Consider the following 24789-nt stretch of genomic DNA (forward strand, 5'->3'; position numbering starts at 1 on the left):
CATGCGCGCCCTGCCCCTCTCCATCGGCCCCATCCACTTCGTCGGCATCGGCGGCATCGGCATGTCCGGCATCGCCGAGGTGCTGCACAACCTCGGCTACCGCGTGCAGGGCAGCGACATCGCCGAGAACTACAACGTGGCGCGGCTGCGCGAGGCCGGCGTGCCGGTCGCCATCGGCCACGACGCGGCCAATCTCGGCGCGGCGCAGGTCGTCGTGGTCTCGAGCGCGGTCAGGCGCGACAACCCGGAGGTCGCGGCGGCGCGCGCGCGCCTGATCCCGGTGGTGCGCCGTGCCGAGATGCTGGCCGAGCTGATGCGCCTCAAGTGGTCCATCGCCATCGGCGGCACGCACGGCAAGACGACGACGACGAGCCTGGTCGCCGCGGTGCTGGAGGCGGCGCGGCTCGACCCCACCGTGATCAACGGCGGCATCGTCAACGCCTACGGCACCAACACCCGCCTCGGCGCCGGCGAGTGGATGGTGGTCGAGGCGGACGAGAGCGACGGCTCCTTCCTCAGGCTCCCCGCCGTGGTCGCGGTGGTGACGAACATGGACCCCGAGCACCTCGACCACTGGGGCACGGCCGAGGCGATGAAGGAGGGCTACGCCCAGTTCGTCGGCAACATCCCCTTCTACGGCTTCGCCGTGCTGTGCATGGACCACCCGGAGGTGCAGGCGATGATCCCGCGCCTCTCCGACCGGCGCATCGTCACCTACGGCTTCTCGCCGCAGGCCGACGTGCGGGCGGAGCGGCTGATCACCGACCGCATGGGCGCGACCTTCGAGGTGACGGTGACGGACCGCGCCCTCGGCCGGAGCCGCACGCTCAAGCCCTTCCGCCTCCCCATGCTCGGCAGCCACAACGTGCAGAACGCGCTCGCCGCGATCGCCGTCGGCGTCGAGATGGACATAGACGAGCAGACGATCCGCACCGCGCTCGCCGGCTTCAAGGGCGTGAAGCGGCGCTTCACCCGCGTCGGCGAGGCGGGCGGCGTCACCGTGATCGACGACTACGGCCACCACCCGGTGGAGATCGCGGCGGTGCTGAAGGCGGCGCGGCAGGCCGGCGCGCGGGACGTGATCGCGGTGGTGCAGCCGCACCGCTACTCGCGCCTGCACTCGCTGTTCGAGGAGTTCTGCCAGTGCATGAACGACGCCGGCACGGTGATCGTGGCCGACGTCTATCCGGCCGGCGAGCCGCCGATCCCCGGCGTGGACAAGGACGCGCTGGTCGAGGGGCTGCGCGCGCACGGCCACCGCAGCGTCGTGCCGCTGCCGGGGCCGGAGAGCCTCGCCGAGATGATCAACGCCATCGCCCGGCCCGGCGACTACGTGGTCTGCCTCGGCGCCGGCAACATCACCGCCTGGGCGCACGCGCTGCCGGAGCAGCTCGCGGCGCTGCAGGCGAGGGCGCCGAACCTGCGCCGCCTCGCCGCGGCGGGGGGGACGAAGTGACGGCGGCGGCCATCGCCATGCCGGCGGCGGCGCGCCTGCCGCCGCTGCGCGGGCGGGTGCAGGCGGGCGCGCCGCTCGCGCCGACGACCTGGTTCCGCGTCGGCGGACCGGCGGAGTGGCTGGCGCGACCCGCCGACCTCGACGACCTGCTGCGGCTGCTGCGCGAGCTGCCGGACGCGGTGCCGCTGACCGTCATCGGCGCGGCGTCGAACCTGATCGTGCGCGACGGCGGCGTGCCGGGCGTCGTGGTGCGGCTCGCCCCGCGCGGCTTCGGCGCGGTCGAGGCGGAGGCGGGCGGCGTCGTCGCGGGCGCGGCGGCGCTCGACGCGACGGTGGCGGAGCACGCCGCGGCGGCGGGCCTCGCCGGCCTCGAATTCCTCTGCGGCATCCCGGGCACGATCGGGGGCGCGGTGGCGATGAACGCCGGCGCCTACGGGGCCGAGGTGAGGGACGTGCTCGACTGGGCGGAGGTCGCGACCGCGGGCGGCCTGCGGCGGCTGTCGAACGCCGAGCTGCGCTTCGCCTACCGCCGCGCCGACGGGCTGGCGCGGCGCGCCGTGGTGGTGCGCGCGCGCCTGCGCGCCGCCCCCGGCGAGCCCGCCGCCATCGCCGCGCGCATGGCGGGGATCCGCGCCGCGCGCGAGGCCACCCAGCCGGTGCGCGCGCGCACCGGCGGCTCGACCTTCAAGAACCCGCCCGGCGGCGCCCGGGCGTGGGAGCTGATCGCCGCCGCCGGCTGCCGCGGCCTGCGGCGCGGCGGCGCGCAGGTCAGCGAGAAGCACTGCAACTTCCTCGTCAACACCGGCGGCGCCAGCGCCGCCGACATCGAGGGCCTCGGCGAGGAGGTGCGCGCCCGCGTCCGCGCCGCCTGCGGCGTGGACCTCGAATGGGAGATCCGCCGCATCGGAGTGCCCTCGCCATGAAGCGCGTCGCGGTCCTCTACGGCGGCATCTCGGCCGAGCGCGAGGTCTCCCTCGCCACCGGCGCGCAGTGCGTCGCCGCGCTGCGCGAGGCGGGCTACGAGGTGGCGCCGATCGAGGTCGGCGAGGACCTCGCCGCGGTCATCCAGGCGCTGACCCGCCCGCGCCCGGACGCGGTGTTCAACGCGCTGCACGGCCGCTTCGGCGAGGACGGCTGCATCCAGGGCGTGCTCGACTGGCTCGGCATCCCCTACACGCATTCCGGCGTGCGCGCCTCTTCGCTCGCCATGGACAAGGCGGCGGCGAAGGCGGTCTTCGCCGCGGCCGGGCTGCCGGTCGCCCCCTCGCGCCTCGTCACGCGCGAGGAGCTGGAGGCGGAGGATCCGCTGCCGCTGCCCTATGTGGTGAAGCCGGTGAACGAGGGCTCCTCCGTCGGCGTCGAGATCCTGCGCGGGGGCGACAACCGCCGGGCGCAGATCGCCCGCACCTGGCGCTTCGGCCCGCGCATCCTCGCCGAGCGCTACGTCCCGGGGCGCGAGCTGACCGTCGCCGTGATGGGCGACCGGCCGCTCGCCGTGACCGAGATCGCCACCGACAACACCTTCTACGACTACGAGGCGAAGTACGCCGAGGGCGGCAGCCGCCACACCATCCCCGCCCCCGTGCACCCCGAGGCCGCGGCGCGCGCGATGGAGATCGCGCTGCGCGCCCACCAGGCGCTCGGCTGCCGCGGCGTCTCGCGCGCCGACCTGCGCTACGACGACACGCGGGGCGAGCCGGGCGAGCTGTTCCTGCTCGAGGTCAACACCCAGCCCGGCATGACGCGCACCTCGCTCGTGCCCGAGCAGGCGGCGCATGTCGGCATCCCCTTCCCGGCGCTCTGCGCCTGGATGGTCGAGAACGCGCGCCATGGCCCGTGACGCGCTGACCGCACCGCGGCGGGAGCCGACGCGGCGCGCCGCGCCGGCGCGGCCGAAGGGGCCGGACCGGCCGAGCCGGCTGCGCCTCTGGCTGCGCCGCCGCCGCGCGCTGCTGCGCCCGGCCGGGCTCGGCGTGCTCGCCCTCGGCGCGCTCTCGGCCGCGGCGCTGACGCTCTACGCCCTCGATCCCGCCGGGCGGGTGGCGCGGCTCGCCGAGGGGGTCGCGGAGCTCGGCGAGCGGGCGGGCTGGCGCGTGCGGGCCGTGATCCTCGAGGGGCGCGAGCACACGCCGATCGAGCTGATCCGCGCCGCCCTCGGCGTCAGCCGCGGCGATTCGCTGCTCGGCTTCTCGCCCGAGGCGGCGAAGGAGCGGCTCGAGACCCTCGCCTGGGTCAGGCGCGCCCATGTCGAGCGGCGCCTGCCCGGCACCATCGTGGTGCGGCTGGAGGAGCGCCGGCCCTTCGCGATCTGGCAGAATTCCGGCCGCTTCGCGGTGATCGACCGCACCGGCCACGTGGTCGCGACCGAGCGGCTCGACCAGTTCGGCGCGCTGCCGCTGGTGGTCGGCGCCGGGGCGGAGCGCGGCGCGGCGGAGCTGCTCGACCTGCTGCGCGAGGAGCCCGACCTCGCCCAGCGCCTGCAGGCGGCGATCCGCGTCGGCGACCGGCGCTGGAACCTGAAGCTCTACAACGGCACCGAGGTCCTGCTGCCCGAGGGCCACGAGGCGGCGGCGATCGCGCGCCTCGGCGAGATGCACCGCCGGCACGGCCTGCTCGATCGCCCCGTGGCGGCGCTCGACCTGCGCCTGCCCGACCGGCTGGTGGTGCGCCAGCACCCCGCGGCGCCGGACGCCGCGACGCCGGCCGCCAACACCCAGCGCGACGGACGGAGCCGGCGCGGATGAACCACCTCGTCCGCCTCCCCGCCCCCGTCGAGCCGCCGCCGGTCGGCCGCCGGCGGCGCGGCGCGCGCAGCGGCGTCTTCGGCGTGCTCGACCTCGGCTCGACCAAGGTCGTCTGCCTGATCGCGCGCGTCGAATCGGACGGCGAGCCGCGCGTGCTCGGCTTCGGCTGGCAGCGCGGCCGCGGCGTCAAGGGCGGCAACGTGGTGGACCTCGAGGAGGCGGAGCGCGCCATCCGCGCCGCCGTCGGCCAGGCGGAGGAGATGGCCGACACCCAGCTCCGCGGCGCCATCGTCAACCTCTCCTGCGGCCAGCCGGACAGCCGCCCGCTGCACATCCAGTGGCCGATCTCGGGCCGCGCCGTCACCGAGGCCGATCTCCGCGCCATCCTCAACGAGGGCCGCCGCCGCACCGACGAGGACGGGCGCGAGATGGTGCACGCCGTGACGCTCGGCTTCATCGTGGACGCCACCCCCGGCGTGGACGACCCGCGCGGGATGGTGTGCGAGACGCTCTCGGCGCGGCTGCACCTGGTGGACGCGGCGCAGGCGAGCCTGCGCAACCTCGGCGCCTGCCTGCTGCGCTGCGACCTCGAGATCGAGGAGCTGGTCTCCGCCCCGTTCGCCTCCGGCCTCGCCACCCTGGTCGAGGACGAGCGCCAGCTCGGCACGGTGCTCGTGGACATGGGCGGCGGCACCACCTCGATCGCCGTCTTCGCCGAGGGGCACCTGGTGCACACGGCGCAGATCCCGGTCGGCGGCGTGCACGTCACCAACGACCTCGCCAGCATCCTCTCGACGCCGGTCGCGCACGCCGAGCGGATGAAGACGCTGCACGGCAGCGTGCACGCCACCTCGGAGGACGACCGAGAGTACCTGCCCGTGCCGCTGCTCGGCGAGGACGAGCACCACATCGCCCGCGTGCCGCGCGCCATGGTGGTCGGCATCATCCGGCCGCGGATCGAGGAGACGCTGGAGCTGGTGCGCGAGCGGCTCGACGCCGCCGGGCTCGGGTGCGATCTGGTCAAGCGCGTGGTGCTCACCGGCGGCGCCGCGCAGCTCGTCGGCGTGCGCGAGCTGGCCGCCGAGATCCTCGGCCGCCAGGTGCGGCTCGGCCGCCCGCGTCCGGTGCGCGGCCTGCCCGAGGCCGCGTCCGGCCCCGGCTTCGCCACCGCGATCGGCCTGCTCGCCTGGGGCGCCGGCGAGGGGCGCCCGGTGATCGACATCGTCCCCGGCCCCGACCGTCCGCGGGGCCTGCTGCGCCGTCTCGTCCACTGGCTCAGGGAGCGCGTCTGAGATGGCCATGAGCGACGACGCGCGGCCCGCCGCCGCCCCGCCCCGCAACCCGAACCTCCCGCCGTCCGGGACCGACGCCGTCAGGAAGGACCACGCCGCATGACCCTCACCCTCACCCTGCCGCAGAACCGCTACACCGACTTCAGCCCGCGCATCACCGTCATCGGCGTGGGCGGCGGCGGCACCAACGCGGTCAACAACATGATCACGATGGGCCTCGACGGCGTCGAGTTCCTGGTCTGCAACACCGACGCGCAGTCGCTGCAGCATTCGCGCGCGGAGCGGCGCGTGCAGCTCGGCCCGCACCTGACGCAGGGCCTCGGCGCCGGCGCCAAGCCCGAGATCGGCCGCGCCGCGGCGGAGGAGGCGATGGAGGACCTGGCCCGGCACCTCGAGGGCGCGCACATGGTCTTCGTCACCGCCGGCATGGGCGGCGGCACTGGCACCGGCGCGGCGCCGGTGATCGCACGCATGGCGCGCGAGAGGGGCATCCTCACCGTCGGGGTCGTCACCAAGCCGTTCGACTTCGAGGGCCCGAAGCGCAAGCGCTGCGCCGACCAGGGGATCGAGGAGCTGCAGCAGTTCGTGGACACGCTGATCGTGATCCCGAACCAGAACCTGTTCAGGCTGGCCAACGAGCGCACCACCTTCGCCGAGGCCTTCAAGATGGCCGACACCGTCCTCTACATGGGCGTGCGCGGCGTGACCGACCTGATGGTCAACCCCGGCGTGGTGAACCTCGACTTCGCCGACATCCGCACGGTGATGGCGGAGATGGGCAAGGCGATGATGGGCACCGGCGAGGCCGAGGGCGAGGAGCGCGCGGTGAAGGCCGCGGAGGCCGCGATCAGCAACCCGCTGCTCGAGGACACCTCGATGCGCGGCGCCCGCGGCGTGCTGATCAACATCACCGGCGGCCTCGACATGACCCTGTTCGAGGTGGACGAGGCGGCGAACCGCATCCGCAAGGAGGTGGACGAGGAGGCCAACATCATCTTCGGCTCCTCGATCGACGAGGCGATGAACGGGCGCATCCGCGTCAGCGTCGTCGCCACCGGCATCGACGCCTTCGAGGCGCGCGAGGCGGAGCGGCCGCGGCTGGTCGCGATCGGCGGCGGCGCGGCGGTCGCGACGGCGGCGCCCGAGGGCGGCGGGGCGGCGCAGGGGCAGCCGGCGGGCCTGGCCGCGGCGGGCGCGCAGGGCGCGGCGCTGCCGGCGGCCGGTCCGGGCACGCTGCCGTTCATCCGCCGTGCCGCGCAGCACGCCACCACCGCCGGCACCGCCGAGGCCGGGCTGCGTCACCCGGCCGCCGTCCCGCCGGCGCAGGCGGCGGCCGCTCCCGCCGCGCCGGCAGCCGAGCCGCCGGTGACGATCGGCGGCGCCGGGGTGGCCGCGGGCGGCCCGGCATTCCCGTCGGCGTCGGGCGGCGGAACGGCGCCGCTGTCGCGCCAGGCGGCCGCCGGGCCGGGCAGCACCGCGACCTCGGGCTCCGGCGGCAGCCCGCTGCGCGACATCTTCCGGCGCGTCACCGGCGGCGCCGGCGGGCTGATGAAGCGCAACCTTCCGGATTCGGCCGTTCTTGGGGCGGCGGGCGGCGCGACGGCTCCGGGACGTCCGGCGCGGATCGAGCCCGACCTCCGGGGTGTCGCCGGCGGGACCGCGCCCGGCGCGGGGCAGGCCGAGTTCGCCGCCACCGCCTCGAGGACAGGACCGTCGGCGTCGTCTCCGCCCGAGGACATGGGCATGGAGATCCCGGCTTTCCTGCGTCGCCAGAGCAATTGAGGGGGGATTGAGGGGGCCCGGAAGGCGCCACATTCCTGCCCCATTGTGCAAAGCACCAATTTCGGCAAATCAATGCCTTAGAAAGTAATATAGCGAAACAAGGCTTGAATAGCGCCCCGGGAGAAGCGGTGCCAGCTTCTCCCGGGGCGCCGTGCTTCAGGGGGGTGCGTGCGCCTCCGGCCCCCTCCGAAGGGTGCCCGCTGAGGCGGCCGAACGGGGGCGGGACCGAGTCCGCCCGGATCGCACCGGGCAGGCGCGTGGAACAGGGGTGCGCATGGACGGCTTTCTGATGGTGGGGGCGGGTCAGGCGGAGGCGCGGCGCAGGACGCTGAAGACGTCCATCGGCTGCGTCGGCGTCGGCCTGCACACCGGCCGCCGCGTCCGGCTCACCCTGCATCCGGCCACCGCCGGCAGCGGCATCCGCTTCCGCCGCGCCGACCTCGGCGGCATCGAGATTCCCGCGCGCTTCGACCGGGTGGTGGACACGCGCCTGTGCACCGCCCTCGGCGCGCCCGACGCGCCGGAGGAGGCGCGGGTCGGCACCATCGAGCACCTGATGGCCGCCTTCGCCGCCTGCGGCATCGACGACGCCGTGGCCGAGCTGGACGGGCCGGAGGTGCCGATCCTCGACGGTTCCGCCGCCCCCTTCGTCTTCCTGCTCGACTGCGCCGGCAGCGTCGCCAGCGGCCTGCCGCGCGGCGTGGTCGAGGTGCTGCGCCCGGTGCGGGTCGAGGACGCGACGGGCGCCTGGGCCGAGCTGCGCCCGAACCCCGAGAACGCTCTCGACGCGGCGATGGAGATCGATTTTCCCAGCACCGCGATCGGCCGGCAGTCGCTGGCCCTGCGCCTCGCGCCCGCCACGGTGCGGGCGGCGCTGGCGAGGGCCCGCACCTTCACCCTGGCCGAGGAGGTCGCCCGCCTGCGCGCGGCGGGCCTCGCGCGCGGCGGCTCGCTCGCCAACGCCGTGGTGGTGGACGGGCCGCTCGTCCTGAACCCGGGCGGGCTGCGCTGCCCGGATGAGTTCGTGCGCCACAAGCTGCTCGACCTGGTGGGCGACCTGGCGCTGGCTGGCCTGCCGGTCCGCGCCCGCTTCGCCGGCTTCCGCTCCGGCCATGCGCTGAACAACCGTCTGCTGCGCGTCCTCTTCGCCGAGGCCGGCGCCTGCCGGGTGGTGGGCGACCCGGAGCCGGCCGTCACCGGCGCCCCGGAAAGCGGCGGCGCGGCGGCCGCCATCGCCCGCCTGCCGGCCGCGGCGGCACCCGCCATCGCCTGAGCCTGCCACCGCCGGTCCCGCTGGGCGGCCCTCCGGCCGGTCGGCGCCCCGGCGCGGAGCCGGAGGGACGGATTTGGCGTGCCGCCCTCGCCCCGTGGTATAGAGCGGCGGCACCGCCGAGCAACGCCGGAAGACGCCGCCGAACCGATGATCCCGCCCGCCCCCCGCAGACACCCTCCCCGCCGCCGCGGCCCCGCCGGGCGGCTGCTGCCGCTGCTGGTCCTGGTCGGACTCGCCGCCGCCGGCTGCGCGCGCCAGTGGGACGGATCGGAACGCAGCCTCGCCCCCTCCCGCGAGCAGCGCTACGCCGACGTCGCGCCGGAGACGCTCTACGCCGCCGGCATGCAGGAGCTGCGCGCGCGCCGCTTCCGGCAGGCGGTGGAGATCTTCGACGCCATCGAGCGCGAGCACCCCTACTCGACCTGGGCGACCAACGCCAAGCTGATGGCCGCCTACGCCGAGTACATGCAGAACCGCTACACCGAGGCGATCGGCGCGCTCGACCGCTTCATCCAGCTCCATCCGGCGCACCGCGACGTCGCCTACGCCTACTACCTGCGCGCGCTGAGCCAGTACGAGCAGATCAACGACGCGCAGCGCGACCAGCGCCAGACCGAGATCGCGATGGCCGCGCTGCAGGAGGTGGCGAACCGCTTCCCCGAGACGGCCTACGCGCGCGACGCGCGGCTCAAGATGGACCTCGCGCGCGACCACCTGGCCGGACGCGAGATGCATGTCGGCCGCTTCTACCAGCGCCAGGGCCTCTACGCCGCCGCGATCGGCCGCTTCCGCAAGGTCGTGGACGACTACCAGACGACCAACCACGTGCCGGAGGCGCTGCACCGCCTGACCGAGATCTACCTCACCCTCGGCCTGACCGAGGAGGCGCGGCGCACCGCCGCGGTGCTGGGACACAACTATCCCGGCAGCCCCTGGTACCAGGACAGCTACGCCCTGCTGGTCGCCGGCGCGCCGCGCTCGGAGGACGAACAGCCGGGCCTGCTCCTCCGCGTCTGGGACAACACCCTCGGCCGGCTCCTCTAGGGGCGTCGCCGGCGGCGCATGCTCGCCTCGCTCGCGATCCGCGACGTGGTGCTGATCGAGCGGCTGGACCTGTCCTTCGGGCCGGGCCTCACCGTGCTGACGGGGGAGACCGGCGCCGGCAAGTCCATCCTGCTCGACAGCCTCGGCCTCGCGCTCGGGGCGCGGGCGGAGGCCGGCATGGTGCGCGCCGGCCAGGCGCAGGCGACGGTCGCCGCCGGCTTCCACCTGCCCGAGGGGCACCCGGTCTTCGCCATCCTGCGCGAGCAGGGGATCGAGCCGCCGGGCGAGGACGAGCTGGTGCTGCGCCGCGTCGTGCAGGCCGACGGCCGCTCCCGCGCCTTCGTCAACGACGAGCCGGTCGGCGTGGCGCTGCTGCGCCGCATCGGCGCCACGCTCGTCGAGGTGCAGGGGCAGCACGAGCAGGTCGGCCTCGCCGATCCCGCGACGCACGCCGGGCTGCTCGACGCCTTCGGCGGGCTGGAGCCGCGCCGCGCCGCGGTGGCCGAGGCCTGGCGCGCCTGGCGCGAGGCGGAACGCCGGCTCGCCGAGGCGCGCGAGGCGATCGCCGCCGCCCGGCGCGACGAGGAATGGCTGCGCCACGCCGTCGCGGAACTGTCCGACCTCGCCCCCGCCGAGGGCGAGGAGGAGGCGCTCGCCACGGAACGCCAGCGCCTGCAGCAGGGCGAGCGCCGCAGCGAGGCGATCGCCGCCGCGCTCGCCGAACTGCAGCCGCGCGACCGGCGCTCCCCCTCCCCCGCCCGCGCCCTGCGCGAGGCCGCGCGCGCCCTGGAGCGCCTGCCGCCGCCCAACGAGGAGGCGCAGCCGGCGCTCGCCGCCCTCGCCGCCGCGCAGGACGCGATGGCGGAGGCGGAGACGCTGCTCGAGCGCCTGCTCGCCGAGGGCGGCCCCGATCCGCGGCGCCTGGAGCAGGTGGAGGAGCGCCTCTTCGCCCTGCGCGCCGCCGCGCGCAAGCACTCGGTCGCGGTGGCGGAGCTGCCGGCGCTGCTCGCCGCGCTGCGGGAACGGCTGGCGGCGCTCGACGCCGGCACCGACCGCGTCGCCGCGCTGGAGGCGGCGGCGCGGGAGGCGCGGGCGTCCTACCTCGCCGCCGGCGCCGCGCTGACAGAGGCGCGCCGCACCGCCGCCGCGCGGCTGGAGAAGGCGGTGGCGAGGGAGCTGCCGCCGCTGAAGCTCGACCGCGCGCGCCTCGCGATCGAGGTGGCGCCGCGCGAGGAGCCGGGCTGGGGCGCGGACGGCATGGACCGCGTCGCCTTCCTGGTCGCGACCAATCCGGGCCAGGCGCCGGGGCCGCTCGCGCGGATCGCCTCCGGCGGCGAGCTGTCGCGGCTGATGCTGGCGCTGAAGGTGGTGCTCGCCCGCGGCTCGCCGGTGCCGACGCTGATCTTCGACGAGGTGGATTCCGGCATCGGCGGCGCCACCGCCGCCGCGGTGGGGGAGCGCCTGGCGCGCGTCGCCGAGCGGCTGCAGGTGCTGGTGGTGACGCACTCGCCGCAGGTCGCGGCGCGCGGCGGGAGGCACTTCCGCGTCGCCAAGACGGTGCGCGGCGAGCGCGCGGCGACGCTGGTGCAGCCGCTCGACGGGCCGGCGCGGCGCGAGGAGATCGCGCGCATGCTGGCCGGCGAGCGCGTCACCGAGGCGGCGCGCGCCGCCGCCGACAGCCTGCTGACGAGGCCGGCGTGAGCGCCGTGCGCGTGCGCGCGGCAGGGGCCGGCGATGCGGCCGCCGTCGCCGCCCTCGCCGCGGCGCTGAACGCGGAGGAGGCGAACGAGGGCGCGAGCCGGTTGACCCCCGCGGCCGTGACGCGCGATTTTCTCGGCGAGCATCCCGCCGGCCTGCTGCTGGTCGCCGAGGCGCCCGACGGCACCCTGATCGGCTACGCCACCGCCCACATGACCTACGAGACGCACCACGCCGAGCGCGGCCTCTACGTCGGCGACCTCTACGTCGCGCCCGCGCATCGCCGCCGCGGCGTCGGCCGCGCGCTGATGGCGGCGGCGGCGGCGGCGGGGCGCGCGCGCGGCGCCGCGCACCTGTGGTGGACCGCGCGGTCGGGCAACGCCGCGGCGCATGCCTTCTACCGCCGCCTCGGCGGCCGCGGCGAGACGGTGCTCGCCTTCGCCTGCGCCGAGGACCGGTTCCGGCGTCTGGCGGCCGAGGGAGCGGCGCGGCGGTGAGCGCGGCCGGCCTGCGCGCCCGCCCGGTCGAGGCGCTGACCGAGGAGGAGGCCGCGGAGGAGCTCGCCGCGCTGGCGCGCGAGATCGCGCACCACGACCGCGCCTACTACGTGCTCGACGCGCCGGAGATCACGGACGCCGAATACGACGCGCTGGTGCGGCGCAACCGCGCGATCGAGGCGCGCTTCCCGCACCTGATCCGGCCCGACAGCCCCTCGCGCCGGGTCGGCGCCGCCCCGGCCGAGGGCTTCGCCAAGCTGCGCCACGGCGTGCCCATGCTCTCGCTCGACAACGCCTTCGGCGAGCAGGACTTCCGCGACTTCTGCGCGCGCATCCGGCGCTTCCTCAACCTGCCGGCCGAGGAGCGGCTGCGCTTCGTCGGCGAGCCGAAGATAGACGGCGTCGCGGTGAACCTGCTCTACGAGGAGGGGCGCTTCGTCCGCGGCGCCACGCGCGGCGACGGGATCGAGGGCGAGGACGTCACCCGCAACCTGCTGACGCTCAAGGACCTGCCGCGCCGCCTGAGGGGCCATCCGCCGGCGCGGATCGAGGTGCGCGGCGAGGTGTTCATGACCAAGGCCGACTTCCTCGCCCTCAACGAGCGCCAGGCGAGGGAGGGCGGCCGCGTGTTCGCCAACCCGCGCAACGCCGCCGCCGGCTCGCTGCGCCAGCTCGACCCGCAGATCACGGCGCAGCGCCCGCTCCGGCTGTTCGCCTACGCGATGGGCGCGGCGAGCGAGCAGCCCGCGCGCACGCACTGGGACTACCTGCAGCGGCTGCGCGAATGGGGCTTCGCCGTCAGCCCGCTCTCCCGCCTGCTGGCGAGCGAGGCGGAGGCGGCGGCCTTCCAGGCCGAGATGGCCGACCGCCGCGCCTCCCTGCCCTTCGACATAGACGGCGTCGTCTACAAGCTCGACCGGCTCGACTGGCAGGAGCGGCTCGGCTTCGTCGGCCGGGCGCCGCGCTGGGCGATCGCCTGGAAGTTCCCCGCCGAGCGGGCGACGACGAAGCTGCTCGACATCGAGATCCAGGTCGGCCGCACCGGGGCGCTGACGCCGCGCGCGGTGATGGAGCCGGTCAACGTCGGCGGCGTGATCGTGCAGCACGCCAGCCTGCACAACGAGGACGAGATCGCGCGCAAGGACATCCACATCGGCGATACCGTGATCGTCCAGCGCGCCGGCGACGTGATCCCGCAGGTCGTGGGCGTCGTCCTCGAGAAGCGCCCGAAGGGCGCGAAGCCCTTCGTCTTCCCCGACCGCTGCCCCGCCTGCGGCAGCAAGGCGGTGCGGCCAGAGGGCGAGGCGGTGCGCCGCTGCACCGGCGGCCTCACCTGCCCGGCGCAGACGGTCGAGCGGCTGATCCACTTCTGCAGCCGCAACGCCATGGACATCGAGGGCCTCGGCGCCGAGACCATCCAGAAGCTCCACGACGAGGGCCTGGTGCGGAGCCCGGCCGACATCTTCCGCCTCGCCCGCCACGCCGAGCGCATGCGGAGCTGGGAGGGCTGGGGGGCGAAGACGAGGAAGGGCGCGGAGGCGAAGAAGGTCGCCAACCTGCTGGCCGCCATCGAGGCGCGGCGGCGCGTGCCGCTGGAGCGCTTCATCTTCGCCCTCGGCATCCGCCGCATCGGCGAGGCGAACGCCAGGCTGCTCGCCCGCCACTACCACTCCTTCGCCAACTGGCGCGCGCGCATGATCGAGGCGGCGGCCGGCGGATCGGAGGCGCGGGAGGAGCTGGAGAGCATCCAGGGCATCGGCCCGGCGATCGCGAACGAGCTGGTGGCGTTCTTCTCCGAGCGGCGCAACCTCAAGGCGCTTGACGACCTGGCGCAGGAGGTGACGCCGGAGGAGGCGCCGGCCCATGGCCCGGGCGCTTCCCCCTTCGCCGGCAGGACCATCGTCTTCACCGGCGCGCTCGACACGATGACGCGCGACGAGGCCGAGCACCTGGCGGAACGGCTCGGCGCCAAGGTGACGAAGAGCGTCTCGAGGAGGACCGACTTCGTCGTCGTCGGCGCCGACGCCGGCAGCAAGGCGGCGAAGGCGCAGGAGCTCGGCGTGCGGATGCTGAGCGAGGCGGAGTGGCGGGAGATGGCGGGGCTGGCCTGATCGCCGCCCTCCTCCGGCTGGCGCCTCCTGCGGCCGCGCCGCTCGATCCGCATCTCCCGCTCGCCCGCCGCCGCCGGGGCCGGGCGTCAGATGTAGGCGAACTCCTCCTCGGGCGGCGCGACGCGCAGCGCCCGCTCGGCGATGTCGGCGACGGTCGTGCCGACCGGCTTCACCCCGGCCCGCTCGCACGCCCCGCTCAGTTCGTCGAGCATCACCTTGAAGCGCTGGCACACCGGGTCGGCCGGGTCGCGGTACTCGAACATGTTGTGCGAGATCGCGTTCAGCACCGGCACCGCCGGGTCGCGCTGCCGCACCTGCGCGAGGATGTTCTCCGCGATCGCGCGGTAGCTCACCCCGTACTGGCCGGGCCAGTCGGTGTCGGGCCGGAAGTCGGCCGGCATGCGGCGGCCGTTCGGCGCCGTCAGGATCCGCGACAGATCCGCCGAGAGCGGCATGTTGCCGAAGGGCAGGTCGCCCGCGATCTGGCGGAAGGTCGCATGCGCCCGGTGCGGGTCGGGCTCGCAGCCGGACCAGACCGAGCGCGTCTCGCGATACACCCGCTCCGGCGCCGAGACCGAGCCGCCGCGGAAGCCGAGCGCGGCGAGCACGCGGAAGCTCGCATCGTTGGCCGAGAAGGTGCCGGGCCGGAACCACAGCGGCGGCCGCCCCATCGCCTCGTGGAACAGGGCCGAGGCCTCGGCGAGCAGCGCCGTCGCCTCCGCTTCGGAGAGGTCGCCGAAATGCGCGCGGTAGCGCTCGCCCTCGTGGCGCCAGAAGGAGTACTTCCAGGGGTGCATGTGCAGCCCGACGCAATGCCCCTCGCGCTCGAGCGCCCTGAACAGGTCGGCCTGGGCCAGGATCGTCTCCGGGTGGACGAAGAAGGTGCAGGGGAAGCCGTAGGACCTCGCGATCGCGGCGTAGCCGAGCACGGCGCGCTCGCCCATCGCCCAGTCGCGCGGCCCGGTGGCCCTGGGATGGCTGGTCGCCGTGCTCGGCTCGCAGTCCATGGTGATGACGACGCTGATCTCGCGCATCGCGGCTTCCTCCCCTCAGTCCCCGATCGGCGCGCAGGCCGCGCGCAGCCAGGCCGCCGTCGCGGCGTCGAGCAGCGGCGCGACCTCCTCCGCGACGCGCGCGTGGTAGGCGTCGAGCCAGGCGCGCTCCCCGGGCGTCAGCAGGCGCGGCGCGATCAGGCGGCGGTCGAAGGGCGCCAGGGTCAGCGTCTCGAACTCCAGGAAGGGCTTCGCCGCGCCCGGGATCTCCGCCTCGCGCACCAGGAGCAGGTTCTCGAGCCGGATGCCGTATGCGCCCGGGGCGTAGAAGCCCGGCTCGTCGGAGAGGATCATCCCCGCGCGCAGCGGCACCGGCTTCGCCGCGCGGCTGAACGCCGCCGGCCCCTCGTGCACGGAGAGGTAGCTGCCGACGCCGTGGCCGGTGCCGTGGTCGTAGTCGAGCCCCGCGTCCCACAGCGCGCGCCGGGCGATGGCGTCGAGGTGCGGGCCGGCCACGCCCTGCGGGAAGCGCAGCGTGGCGAGGGCGATGTGGCCCTTCAGCACCCGCGTCGCGCGCTCGCGCAGCGCCTCGGGCGGCGCGCCGGGGCCGGTCCAGAGCGTGCGCGTCACGTCCGTCGTGCCGTCGGGGTACTGGGCGCCGGAGTCGATCAGGTAGCACTCGTCGGCGCGGATCGGCCGGTCGCTCTCCGGCGTGACGCGGTAGTGGACGATGGCGCCGTGCTCGCCGGCGCCGGAGATGGCGGGGAAGCTCTCGCCGCGGAACTCCGGCGCCGCGGCGCGGAAGGCGAGCAGGCGCTCGGCGGCCGACATCTCCGTCTCGCCGCCGCGCGGCGCCGCCTCGGCGAACCAGGCGAGGAAGCGCGCCAGCGCCACGGCGTCGCGCCGGTGCGCGGCGCGCGCGCCGGCCTGCTCGACGGCGTTCTTGCAGGCGCGCGGCAGGCGGCAGGGGTCCTCGCCGGCGCGCACCTCGGCGCCGGCGGCGCGCAGGCGGCGGGCGAACCAGGCGGGCGTCGCCTCGGCGTCCACCCGCACGCGCCGGCCGCCGAGCGCGTCCAGCGCGGCCGGCAGCTCGGCGCGCGGGCGCACCGCGACGTCGTTGCCGAGCCAGGCGCGCGCCTCCCCATCCAGCCGTGCGGGGTCGAGGAACAGCTCCACCGCCCCGTCGTCGCGCAGCAGCGCGAAGCAGAGCGGCAGCGGCGTGTAGGGAACGTCGGCGCCGCGGATGTTGAGCAGCCAGGCGATCGAGGCCGGGTCGCTGAGCACGCAGGCCGCCTCGCCCGCCTCGCGCAGCGCGGCCGCCGCGGCCTCGCGCTTCTCGCCGGAGGGTGCGCCGGCGTAGGCGAGCGGATGCGGCACCACCGGGCTCGCCGGCGGTGCGGGGCGATCGCTCCAGACCTGGTCGAGCGGGTTCGGCTCGAGCGGCACCAGCGTCACGCCCGCGGCCTCGAAGCGCGCGAGCTGGGGCTCCGGGTGCAGCCAGGGGTCGTAGCCGATGCGCCGGCCCGCGGCGTGGCGCTTCAGCCAGTCCTGCGGCGGCTCCTCGGTGAGGTGGCGCCGCTCCCACAGCGCCGGGTCGGTCTGCTGGGCGGCCTGGAGCGTGTAGCGCCCGTCGGTGAACAGCGCGGCCCGGTCGGCGAGCACCACCGCGAGCCCGGCGCTGCCGGTGAAGCCGGTGAGCCAGGCGAGGCGCTCGGCCGAGGGGGGCACGTACTCGCCGAGATGCTCGTCGGCGCGGGGGACGAGGAACCCGTCCACGCCGGCGGCGGCCAGGGCGGCGCGCAGGGCGGCGAGGCGGGCGGCGGGCGTGGCGGCGGCCCCGCTCATCGGTGCGGCGCCTGGGCCAGGGTAGGTGTTTTCGACATATTTCCGACAGTTTCCATGCATAAAACGCATATCATGATTGTTGTTCCGAGGCATCACTTGTGGCTTGGGCGCACCATGTTGCAGGTGCGAAGCGCGCCCGCCGGCCAGGCGCCGCACCGCCCCCGCCGGGGACCGAGGAGGCCCCAGTGGCGCGCGCCGCGCTCAGGAACGCTACAGATGGACTCCCTGCTCACCAAGAACGATGCGGCCCGTCGTTCTCCCGACCCCGCGGACGCCGCGGGCGCCGCCGGCGGCCGGCTGCGCCGCAGCCTGGCCCGCCTGTTCGACGCCTTCGCGGCGATCGGCAAGGCGATCGCGGACTATCCGGCGCGCCTGCGCGCCTATGACGAGCTCCGCACCCTGTCGGACCGGGAGCTGGCCGACATCGGCCTCACCCGCATGGACATCGTCCGGGTCTTCGACCCCGACTTCCCGGCGGACCGGACCGTCCTCGCCCGGGGCACGCCCGTGTTCCGCACGATCGCCGGCGACGGCCGCGGCAACACCGTGACGCCGCCAACGCCGCCGGAGGCCCGCCGCGCGTCCCCCTCGACCGCCGGGCGCCTCCCCCAGGCTGCCTGAAGCGCCGGCCGGGCGCCGCGAGCCCCGCGGGGGCGCGCGGTGCCGGCGCCGCCGGGCGCTGACCGCCACGGCGGCCCCCCCGAGCACACCGCGCATCTCGGCACGGCCGCCCCACGGGCGCCGTCACTTCCCCGGCAGCGGGCGCGGATGGGGCACGGCGCGCATGTCGCCGTCCGCCCGGCTCCTGCACGGAGCAGCTCAAGCCCTTTCGCCCTTCCTCCCATCGTCCTAGCGTCGGCGACAGCGGACCGACCTTCCGGACCACGAGCGAGGAGGAGCCATGCGCCTCGGCCTGTTCATGATGCCGCTGCACCCGCCCGAGCGGCCGATGCACGCGACGCTGGCGGAGGACACGGAGAAGTCCCTGCTCGCCGACCGCCTCGGCTTCGACGAGCTGTGGGTGGGCGAGCACTTCTCCGCCAGCTCCGAGCCGATCCCCTCGCCGCTGATGTTCATGGCGGCGCTGGCGCCGCGCACCACGCGCCTCACCTTCGCCACCGGCGTCATCAACCTGCCCAACCACCACCCGGCGATCGTCGCCGCCGAGGCGGCGCAGTTCGACCACATGACCGGCGGGCGGTTCATCATGGGCATCGGCCCGGGCGGCCTCGCCTCCGACTTCGAGCTGTTCGGCAACACCGAGCCGATCGCGCGCGGGAAGCGGATGCTGGAGGCGATGGACATCATCCTGCGCATCTGGGCGCAGGAGCGCCCGCCCTACGACATCGCCGGCGCGAACTGGAGCGCGCGCATCGTCGATTCGGTCGTGCCCGAGCTCGGCGTCGGCACCATGCCGGTGCCGTTCCAGCGCCCGCACCCGCCGATCGCCATCACCGCGCGCAGCCTCGACAGCTTCGGCGTGAAGGTGGCGGCGGAGCGCGGCTGGGGCGTGGTGTCGGCGAATTTCGTCACCACCCGCGTCGTCGCCGGCCACTGGCGCACGCTGCAGGCGGCGCTGGCCGCGAACGGCAGGCCGGCAAGCGGCGAGAACTGGCGCGTCGCGCGCAACTTCTGCATCGCCGCGACCGAGGCGGAGGCGCGCGCGCGCGTCTTCGACGCGGCGGGGGCGAACCGCTACTACTTCCACTACCTCAGCACCCTGGCGCGGCCCGCGGGCCAGCTCGCCACGCTCAAGCCGGACGCCGAGACGCCGGACGAGGCGGTGACGCTCGAGCAGATCATCGCCGACTGCGTGATCTGGGGCTCGCCGCAGGGCGTGCTCGACCGGCTGGTGGCGTTCCGCGAGCGGGTCGGGCCGTTCGGCCACCTGCTGATGGCGGGCCTCGACTGGTCCGGGCCGAACGCGGCGTGGGAGCAGGAGACGATGCGGCGGCTCGCCGAGGAGGTGATGCCGCGCTTCCGCCAGCACGTCGCGGCGACCGAGGGGAAGCGCGCGGCGGAGTAGCGGCGGCGCTCAGCCCCCGCCCTTGCGCAGCACCAGCGTCGTCCACGGCCCGACATCGAGGCGCCGGGCGAGCCGGAGCCCCTGCCGCCGGTGCGCCGCCAGCACCCAGCGCGCCTGGGTGCCGAGCAGCCCGGCGAGGATCGCCGTGCCCCCGGGCGCGAGATGCGCCGCGAGGTCCTTCGCCATCGCACAGAGCGGGCGGGCGAGGATGTTGGCGAAGACGAGGTCGTAGGGCGCCGCCGCCCGCACGACGCGGTGCCGCCAGCCGTCGGCGAGCGCGGCGCGCACCAGCGTCGCGACGCCGTTGAGCCGCGCGTTCTCGGCGGCGACGCGCACGCTCCAGGGCTCGATGTCGGTCGCCAGGACGCGCCGGCGCAGCCGCTTCGCCGCGGCGATGGCGAGGATGCCGGAGCCGGTGCCGAGGTCGAGCACGCGCCGCGGGCGCCGCCGCTTCGCCAGGCGCCCGAAGGCGATCAGGCAGCCCCGCGTGGAGGCGTGCTCGCCGCTGCCGAAGGCGAGGCCGGCGTCGAGGCGCAGCACGATGCGGCCATAGGTCCGCCGGTCCGGCAGGTGCGTCGGACGGACGAGGAAGCGGTCGCCGATCGGCTGCTCCGGGAAGCTCTCGGCGGTGCGGGCGAGCCAGCCCTCCGCCGCGACGGGCTCGGCGGAGAGCGCCGGCGGCTCGATGCCCGCGGCGGCGGCGGCGAGCGCCAGCGCGGTGTCGAGCGTCCCCTCGCCCGCGCCCGCCTCGCGCACGCCCTCGACGCGCCAGGTGTCGCTCGCCTCGTCGCGGATGTAGGCGACGGTGGCGCAGACGGTCTGCAGCGCGGCCTCGAAGGCCGGCACCGCCGACTCCGGGAGGCCCTCGATCGAGAGCAGCTCCAGCGGCTCGGCGCGGCGCCGCGACAGCGGCGCCGGGTGCGGCCCGTCGGGGCGCATCACGCCTTCTCCACGAAGCGGTCGAGGACGCGCCTGGTGCCGGCCTTGTCGAAGGCGATGTCGAGCCGGTCGTCCTCCACGGCGAGGACGCGGCCGTAGCCGAACTTCTGGTGGAACACGCGCTCGCCGACGGCGATGCGCTCGGCGCGCGCCGGGCGCTCGGCGACCTCCCAGGAGCCGGTCTCGTAGATGCGCGGCGTCGGCGGCCGGCGCGGCGCGGCGAGGCCGAAGGGGCTGCCGAACGCGCCCGCCGCGCCCGTCGCGGCGCGGTGGCGCTCCATCGCCGCGCCGCCCTCCTTCGCCACGTGCTCGTCGGGCAGCTCCTCGATGAAGCGGCTCGGGATCGAGGCGGTCCAGTTGCCATAGACGCGCCGGTTCGCGGCGTGGCTCACCACCGCGAGCTTGCGCGCCCGCGTCAGCCCGACATAGGCGAGGCGCCGCTCCTCCTCGAGCGCCTTCTCCCCGCCCTCGTCGAGCGAGCGCTGGGAGGGGAACAGCCCCTCCTCCCAGCCGGGCAGGAAGACCATGTCGAACTCCAGCCCCTTCGCCGCGTGCAGCGTCATCAGCGAGACGCGCTCGCCCTCCGCCGCCTCGTCGTTCTCCATCACCAGCGCGACGTGGTCGAGGAAGCCGGCGAGCGACTCGAATTCCCCGAGGGCGCGCAGCAGCTCCTTGAGGTTCTCGAGCCGCCCCGGCGCCTCCGGCGAGCGGTCCTGCTTCCACATCTCCGTGTAGCCGCTCTCGTCGAGCAGGGTGGCGACGGTGACGACATGGCCGTCGCGCGGAAGCTGCTCGCGCCAGCGGGCGAAGCCGCGCATCAGCTCGGCCAGCGCCTGGCGCGGCCTCGGGCGCAGGCCGTCGGGCGAGAGCGCCAGCCGCTCCGCCGCGGCGGCGAGGGAGCTCTTCTCGATGCGCGCCAGCTCGTGCAGCGCGCGGATCGTGGAATCGCCGAGGCCGCGCTTCGGCACGTTGACGATGCGCTCGAAGGCGAGGTCGTCGGAGGGCTGGGCGAGGACGCGCATGTAGGCGAGCGCGTCGCGGATCTCCTGCCGCTCGTAGAACCTGGCGCCGCCGACGACGCGGTAGGGGATGCCGAGGGTGATCAGCCGCTCCTCGAAGGCGCGGGTCTGGAAGCCGGCGCGCACCAGGATCGCCACCTCGGAGAGCGGGTGCCCGGCGCGCTGCGCCTCCTCGATGCGCTCGCCCACCATCCGGGCCTCCTCCTCGGAGTCCCAGAGCGCGACGACCCGCACCTTCTCCCCCTCCGCGTCGTCGCGCCCGGCGCGCAGCGTCTTGCCGAGGCGGCCGGCGTTGTGCGCGATCAGGCCCGAGGCCGCCGCGAGGATCGGCCGCGTCGAGCGGTAGTTGCGCTCCAGGCGCACCACCTTCGCGTCCGGGAAGTCCTTCTCGAAGCGGAGGATGTTCTCGATCTCCGCGCCGCGCCAGGAGTAGATGGACTGGTCGTCGTCGCCGACGCAGCAGATGTTGCCGTGCCCCTTGGCGAGCAGCCGCAGCCAGAGGTACTGCACCAGGTTGGTGTCCTGGTACTCGTCCACCAGGATGTAGCGGAAGGCGCGGTGGTACTGCGCCAGCACCTCGGGCTCGGTGCGCAGGATCTCCGTCGTGTGCAGCAGCAGGTCGCCGAAGTCGGCGGCGTTCAGGTCGCGCAGGCGCTGCTGGTACTGGGCGTAGAGGGCGCGGGCGCGGCCGTTGGCGTAGTCCGAGTCCTCGGAGGGCGTCACCCGCTCCGGCGTCAGGCCGCGGTCCTTCCAGCGCTGCACCACCGCCATCAGCCCCGGCGCCGGCCAGCGCTTCAGGTCCACGCCCGAGGCGTCCATCACCTGCTTCAGCAGGCGCGTCTGGTCGTCGGTGTCGAGGATGGTGAAGTTGCCCTTCAGCCCGACATGCTCCGCGTGCCGGCGCAGCATGCGGGCGCCGAGGGCGTGGAAGGTGCCGAGCCAGAGCCCCTCGACCTCCCGGCCGAGGATGGCGGAGACGCGCGCCTTCATCTCCCGCGCCGCCTTGTTGGTGAAGGTCACGGCCAGCACCTGGGAGGGGAAGGCGCGGCGGGTCACCAGCAGGTGCGCGAAGCGCGTCGTCAGCACCCGCGTCTTGCCGGTGCCGGCCCCGGCCAGCACCAGCACCGGGCCGTCCAGCGTCTCCACCGCGGCGCGCTGCTCCGGGTTGAGGCGCGCGAGGTAGTCGGGCGGCGCGGCGGGGGGCGAGGCTGGCGGGGACACGGGGGGCGATATAGAACAGCCGGCGAACTCCTCCAACCGCCGCCCGCCTTGCCGCCGCCCATGCTCCGCCGCCTCCTCGAACGGGCCGCCCGGCACGGCAGCGCGCTGCTCGCCCTCAGCGTCGCGGTCGGGTTCGCGGTGCCGCCCCTCGCCGCCGCCGCCCGCACCCTGGTGACGCCGGTGGTGGCGGCGCTGCTGACGCTGGTGCTGCTGCGGGTGGACTTCACGCGGCTTTCCGCGCTGCTGCGGCGGCCGGCGCTGATCGCCGCGCTGCTGGCCTGGATGATGCTCGCCGCGCCGGTGCTGGCGCATGCCCTCGCGCGGCTCGCCGGGCTCGACGGGCCGCTCGGCGCCGGGGCGGTGGTGGTCGCGGCCGGCTGCGCCATCACCGCCGCGCCGGCCTTCGCGCGCCTGGTCGGGCTGGACGCGGAGGTGGCGCTGGTGCTGGTGGTGCTCTCCACCCTGCTCGTGCCCTTCACCGCGCCGCCGCTGGCGCTCGGGCTGCTCGGGCTCGACCTCGCCATCCCGATGGGGGCGCTGATGCTGCGGCTCGCCCTGGTGGTGGGGCTGCCGCTGCTCGCCTCGCTGGCGATCCGCCGCCTCGCCGGGCCGGCGCGGCTGGCGCGCTGGGGCGCCGCGGTGGACGGCGCGGCGGTCCTGACGGTCTGCGTCTTCGGCGTCGCCGTGATGGACGGCATCCAGGCCAGGCTGCTGGCCGAGCCGCTCTGGGTCGCGGGCGGGCTGGCGCTCGGCTTCCTGACGAATTTCGGCCTGAACCTGGCGACCGCCCTCGCCTTCGCGCCGCTCGGGCGGCACCTCGCCCTCTCCGCCGGCCTGGTCGCCGGCAACCGCAACTCGGCGCTCTACCTCGCCGTGCTGCCGGCGGCGACGGACCCGGGCATCCTGCTGTTCCTCGCCCTGTTCCAGGTTCCGCTGTTCCTCAATCCCTTCCTCTTGCGGCCGGTCTATGATCGGCTCCGCGGCGCCGGCCCCTCCTGAGGCGGCGCACGACGACGGATGGAGGCACTCCCGATGCGGCTCACCGACGCCCAGGTGCGGCAGTTCCACACCGAGGGCTGGCTGTTCCTCCCCGACCTCTTCTCGCCCGAGGAGGTCGCCGTGCTGCGCGAGGAGGCGGAGGCGATCTACCGCGAGGACCGCCCCGAGATCTGGCGCGAGAAGTCCGGCGCGCCGCGCACCGCCTTCGCCGCCCACACCTACAACGAGGCGTTCCGCATCCTCGCCGCGCATCCCCGCATGATCGGGCCGATCGAGCAGGTGTTCGGCGAGAGGCTCTACATGCACCAGTTCAAGATCAACGCGAAGGCCGCCTTCACCGGCGACGTCTGGCAGTGGCACCAGGACTACGGCACCTGGGCGCGCGACGACGGCATGCCCGAGCCGCGGGCGATGAACATCTCCGTCTTCCTCGACGAGGTGATGCCGATCAACGGCCCGCTGATGCTGATCCCGCGCAGCCACCGCCACGGCGTGCTGGAGGCCGGGCACGACACCGAGACCACCTCCTACCCGCTCTGGACGCTCGACGAGGCGACGGTGACGCGGCTGGTGGAGGAGGGCGGGATCGTCGCCCCGACCGGCAGGCCGGGCGGGATGCTGATGTTCCACGGCAACCTGGTGCACGGCTCGGCGCCGAACATCACGCCCTATCCGCGCAAGATCGTCTATCTGACGCTGAACGCGGTCTCGAACCGCATCCGCCGGCCGACGCGGCCGGAGTGGATCGCGCACCGCGACTTCGCGCCGATCGAGCCGGTGGCCGACGACGCGCTGCTGCGATACGCGCGCAGCCGCCGGCAGGAGGCGGAATAGGGCGCCGGCCGGGGGCGGGGGCTCAGCCGGCCGGCGCCGGCCGCGCGCCGAGCAGGTGCGCGATCGCGTAGGTGAGGTCGGCGCGGTTCAGCGTGTAGAAGTGGAACTCGTCCACCCCGTTCGCCTGCAGCAGCCGCACCTGCTCGGCCGCGACCACCGCCGCGACCATCCGGCGCGTCTCCGGGTCCTCCTCCAGCCCCTCGAACAGCCGCGGCATCCAGGCCGGGATGGAGGCGCCGCACATCGCGCTGAACTTCCGCACCTGGGCGAAGTTCGACACCGGCAGGATGCCCGGCACCACCGGCACGGTGATGCCGGCGGCGAGGCAGCGGTCGAGGAAGCGCAGGAAGACGTCGGTGTCGAAGAAGTACTGCGTGATCGCCCGCGTCGCCCCGGCGTCGATCTTGCGCTTGAGGTTGTCGAGGTCCTGCTCGGGCGAGAGCGCCGCCGGATGGGTCTCCGGATAGGCGGCGACCGAGATCTCGAAGGGCGCGACCCGGGCGAGGCCCGCCACCAGGTCCGCGGCGAAGGCGTAGCCCTCCGGGTGCGGCTCGTAGCGCGCCTGGCCCGCCGGCGGGTCGCCGCGCAGGGCGACGATGTGGCGCACCCCGGCCTCCCAGTAGCGCCGCGCCACCGCGTCCACCTCGGCGCGCGAGGCGCCGACGCAGGTGAGGTGCGCCGCCGGCGTCAGCGCCGTCTCGCGCAGGATGCGCGCGACGGTGGCGTGGGTGCGCTCCTGGGTCGAGCCGCCGGCGCCGTAGGTGACGGAGACGAAACGGGGCCGCAGCGGCTCGAGCCGGCGGATCGCGGCCCACAGCTGCTGCTCCAGCGCCTCGGTACGCGGCGGGAAGAACTCGAAGGAAAGGCGCGGCGCGGCCTCGGCCGGCGCGGGCAGGCCGGCGAAGCGCGGGCCGGTGAGCCAGCGCTGCAGCGTTCCGGGCGCGGCGCCGCCCGGTGCGGCGGTGGAAGGAGGGATGTCCATGGGGGCGGCATCTCTCCCGCGAATCGGCGCCCGAG

20 protein-coding genes are annotated in these 24789 nt (G+C 75.4%); 15 read left to right on the forward strand and 5 right to left on the reverse strand.

Annotation, left to right across the window (positions count from 1 at the left end; genetic code table 11):
• The first annotated feature begins 1 nt into the window (after nucleotide 1).
• The 11 genes from murC to ligA all read left to right on the forward strand — a co-directional run bounded on the left by murC (nucleotide 2) and on the right by ligA (nucleotide 13897).
• Nucleotides 2–1456 carry a UDP-N-acetylmuramate--L-alanine ligase gene (murC, locus tag IEX99_RS00495; protein WP_188897354.1) on the forward strand — a complete coding sequence of 485 codons (1455 nt, stop codon included), beginning with the start codon at nucleotides 2–4 and terminating at the stop codon, nucleotides 1454–1456.
• The gene (gene murB / locus IEX99_RS00500; protein WP_373285137.1) at nucleotides 1453–2379 is read left to right on the forward strand and encodes a UDP-N-acetylmuramate dehydrogenase; all 927 of its coding nucleotides are present in this window, start codon (nucleotides 1453–1455) and stop codon (nucleotides 2377–2379) included. The genes murC and murB overlap by 4 nt, the downstream gene beginning before the upstream one ends.
• Entirely contained in the window at nucleotides 2376–3296 is a 921-nt protein-coding gene (locus tag IEX99_RS00505; protein ID WP_188897356.1) for a D-alanine--D-alanine ligase, read from the forward strand. Before murB ends, IEX99_RS00505 begins: the two co-directional genes overlap by 4 nt.
• Nucleotides 3286–4200: a cell division protein FtsQ/DivIB gene (locus tag IEX99_RS00510; RefSeq protein ID WP_188897358.1), complete on the forward strand. Its 915-nt coding sequence runs from the start codon at nucleotides 3286–3288 to the stop codon at nucleotides 4198–4200. Before IEX99_RS00505 ends, IEX99_RS00510 begins: the two co-directional genes overlap by 11 nt.
• Complete coding sequence (gene ftsA, locus IEX99_RS00515; protein ID WP_188897360.1) at nucleotides 4197–5492, forward strand: cell division protein FtsA; 1296 nt, start codon at nucleotides 4197–4199, stop codon at nucleotides 5490–5492. Before IEX99_RS00510 ends, ftsA begins: the two co-directional genes overlap by 4 nt.
• Before the next feature lie 99 nt (nucleotides 5493–5591).
• A complete protein-coding gene (gene ftsZ, locus IEX99_RS00520) occupies nucleotides 5592–7274 on the forward strand; it encodes a cell division protein FtsZ (protein WP_188897362.1) in 1683 nt (560 codons plus the stop codon).
• A 274-nt stretch (nucleotides 7275–7548) separates the two neighbouring features.
• A complete protein-coding gene (gene lpxC / locus IEX99_RS00525) occupies nucleotides 7549–8547 on the forward strand; it encodes a UDP-3-O-acyl-N-acetylglucosamine deacetylase (RefSeq protein ID WP_188897364.1) in 999 nt (332 codons plus the stop codon).
• A 147-nt stretch (nucleotides 8548–8694) separates the two neighbouring features.
• The gene (locus IEX99_RS00530; RefSeq protein WP_188897366.1) at nucleotides 8695–9591 is read left to right on the forward strand and encodes an outer membrane protein assembly factor BamD; all 897 of its coding nucleotides are present in this window, start codon (nucleotides 8695–8697) and stop codon (nucleotides 9589–9591) included.
• A gap of 18 nt (nucleotides 9592–9609) precedes the next feature.
• Entirely contained in the window at nucleotides 9610–11292 is a 1683-nt protein-coding gene (gene recN / locus IEX99_RS00535; RefSeq protein WP_188897368.1) for a DNA repair protein RecN, read from the forward strand.
• Nucleotides 11289–11786 carry a GNAT family N-acetyltransferase gene (locus tag IEX99_RS00540; protein WP_188897370.1) on the forward strand — a complete coding sequence of 166 codons (498 nt, stop codon included), beginning with the start codon at nucleotides 11289–11291 and terminating at the stop codon, nucleotides 11784–11786. Before recN ends, IEX99_RS00540 begins: the two co-directional genes overlap by 4 nt.
• Nucleotides 11787–11821: 35 nt before the next feature.
• A complete protein-coding gene (gene ligA, locus IEX99_RS00545; RefSeq protein WP_188898218.1) occupies nucleotides 11822–13897 on the forward strand; it encodes an NAD-dependent DNA ligase LigA in 2076 nt (691 codons plus the stop codon).
• 86 nt (nucleotides 13898–13983) lie between these two features.
• Here ligA and IEX99_RS00550 read toward each other — a convergent pair whose 3' ends face one another.
• Together IEX99_RS00550 and IEX99_RS00555 are read right to left on the reverse strand one after the other, a co-directional pair.
• Nucleotides 13984–14931 (reverse strand): polysaccharide deacetylase family protein, encoded by a 948-nt coding sequence (locus IEX99_RS00550; RefSeq protein ID WP_188897372.1) that lies wholly within the window; start codon nucleotides 14929–14931, stop codon nucleotides 13984–13986.
• A gap of 15 nt (nucleotides 14932–14946) precedes the next feature.
• Nucleotides 14947–16734, reverse strand: coding sequence for an aminopeptidase P family protein (locus IEX99_RS00555; protein WP_188897374.1), 1788 nt, complete (start codon nucleotides 16732–16734; stop codon nucleotides 14947–14949).
• A gap of 216 nt (nucleotides 16735–16950) precedes the next feature.
• Here IEX99_RS00555 and IEX99_RS00560 point away from each other — a divergent pair, with 216 nt between their 5' ends.
• Together IEX99_RS00560 and IEX99_RS00565 are read left to right on the forward strand one after the other, a co-directional pair.
• The gene (locus tag IEX99_RS00560) at nucleotides 16951–17355 is read left to right on the forward strand and encodes a DUF1127 domain-containing protein (protein ID WP_188897376.1); all 405 of its coding nucleotides are present in this window, start codon (nucleotides 16951–16953) and stop codon (nucleotides 17353–17355) included.
• Nucleotides 17356–17635: 280 nt separating this feature from the next.
• Nucleotides 17636–18760, forward strand: coding sequence for an LLM class flavin-dependent oxidoreductase (locus IEX99_RS00565; RefSeq protein WP_188897378.1), 1125 nt, complete (start codon nucleotides 17636–17638; stop codon nucleotides 18758–18760).
• Between the two features lie 9 nt (nucleotides 18761–18769).
• On the opposite strand, the gene IEX99_RS00570 is transcribed toward IEX99_RS00565, so the two are convergent.
• Both IEX99_RS00570 and IEX99_RS00575 read right to left on the reverse strand, forming a co-directional pair.
• Nucleotides 18770–19699 (reverse strand): 50S ribosomal protein L11 methyltransferase, encoded by a 930-nt coding sequence (locus IEX99_RS00570; protein ID WP_188897380.1) that lies wholly within the window; start codon nucleotides 19697–19699, stop codon nucleotides 18770–18772.
• The gene (locus IEX99_RS00575) at nucleotides 19699–21939 is read right to left on the reverse strand and encodes an ATP-dependent helicase (protein ID WP_188898220.1); all 2241 of its coding nucleotides are present in this window, start codon (nucleotides 21937–21939) and stop codon (nucleotides 19699–19701) included. Before IEX99_RS00575 ends, IEX99_RS00570 begins: the two co-directional genes overlap by 1 nt.
• A 60-nt stretch (nucleotides 21940–21999) precedes the next feature.
• Here IEX99_RS00575 and IEX99_RS00580 point away from each other — a divergent pair, with 60 nt between their 5' ends.
• Entirely contained in the window at nucleotides 22000–22938 is a 939-nt protein-coding gene (locus IEX99_RS00580) for a hypothetical protein (protein ID WP_188897382.1), read from the forward strand.
• 33 nt (nucleotides 22939–22971) lie between these two features.
• A complete protein-coding gene (locus tag IEX99_RS00585; RefSeq protein ID WP_188897384.1) occupies nucleotides 22972–23772 on the forward strand; it encodes a phytanoyl-CoA dioxygenase family protein in 801 nt (266 codons plus the stop codon).
• Nucleotides 23773–23794: 22 nt separating this feature from the next.
• Here the strand turns inward: IEX99_RS00585 and metF are convergent, their stop codons facing one another.
• A complete protein-coding gene (metF, locus tag IEX99_RS00590) occupies nucleotides 23795–24754 on the reverse strand; it encodes a methylenetetrahydrofolate reductase [NAD(P)H] (RefSeq protein ID WP_188897386.1) in 960 nt (319 codons plus the stop codon).
• Between the last annotated feature and the right edge of the window lie 35 nt (nucleotides 24755–24789).

Origin of the sequence: Caldovatus sediminis (genome assembly GCF_014644455.1) — a bacterium.
GTDB lineage: Bacteria > Pseudomonadota > Alphaproteobacteria > Acetobacterales > Acetobacteraceae > Caldovatus > Caldovatus sediminis.

Excerpts from the sequence above, each read along its gene's own strand:
- lpxC (WP_188897364.1), top strand. The coding sequence starts at position 7,549 with ATGGACGGCTTTCTGATGGTGGGGGCGGGTCAGGCGGAGGCGCGGCGC.
- IEX99_RS00580 (WP_188897382.1), top strand. The coding sequence starts at position 22,000 with ATGCTCCGCCGCCTCCTCGAACGGGCCGCCCGGCACGGCAGCGCGCTG.
- recN (WP_188897368.1), top strand. The coding sequence starts at position 9,610 with ATGCTCGCCTCGCTCGCGATCCGCGACGTGGTGCTGATCGAGCGGCTG.
- IEX99_RS00505 (WP_188897356.1), top strand. The coding sequence starts at position 2,376 with ATGAAGCGCGTCGCGGTCCTCTACGGCGGCATCTCGGCCGAGCGCGAG.
- ftsZ (WP_188897362.1), top strand. The coding sequence starts at position 5,592 with ATGACCCTCACCCTCACCCTGCCGCAGAACCGCTACACCGACTTCAGC.
- IEX99_RS00510 (WP_188897358.1), top strand. The coding sequence starts at position 3,286 with ATGGCCCGTGACGCGCTGACCGCACCGCGGCGGGAGCCGACGCGGCGC.
- IEX99_RS00550 (WP_188897372.1), bottom strand. The coding sequence starts at position 14,931 with ATGCGCGAGATCAGCGTCGTCATCACCATGGACTGCGAGCCGAGCACG.
- IEX99_RS00560 (WP_188897376.1), top strand. The coding sequence starts at position 16,951 with ATGGACTCCCTGCTCACCAAGAACGATGCGGCCCGTCGTTCTCCCGAC.
- murC (WP_188897354.1), top strand. The coding sequence starts at position 2 with ATGCGCGCCCTGCCCCTCTCCATCGGCCCCATCCACTTCGTCGGCATC.
- IEX99_RS00555 (WP_188897374.1), bottom strand. The coding sequence starts at position 16,734 with ATGAGCGGGGCCGCCGCCACGCCCGCCGCCCGCCTCGCCGCCCTGCGC.
- IEX99_RS00530 (WP_188897366.1), top strand. The coding sequence starts at position 8,695 with ATGATCCCGCCCGCCCCCCGCAGACACCCTCCCCGCCGCCGCGGCCCC.
- IEX99_RS00570 (WP_188897380.1), bottom strand. The coding sequence starts at position 19,699 with ATGCGCCCCGACGGGCCGCACCCGGCGCCGCTGTCGCGGCGCCGCGCC.
- IEX99_RS00585 (WP_188897384.1), top strand. The coding sequence starts at position 22,972 with ATGCGGCTCACCGACGCCCAGGTGCGGCAGTTCCACACCGAGGGCTGG.
- metF (WP_188897386.1), bottom strand. The coding sequence starts at position 24,754 with ATGGACATCCCTCCTTCCACCGCCGCACCGGGCGGCGCCGCGCCCGGA.
- IEX99_RS00565 (WP_188897378.1), top strand. The coding sequence starts at position 17,636 with ATGCGCCTCGGCCTGTTCATGATGCCGCTGCACCCGCCCGAGCGGCCG.
- ftsA (WP_188897360.1), top strand. The coding sequence starts at position 4,197 with ATGAACCACCTCGTCCGCCTCCCCGCCCCCGTCGAGCCGCCGCCGGTC.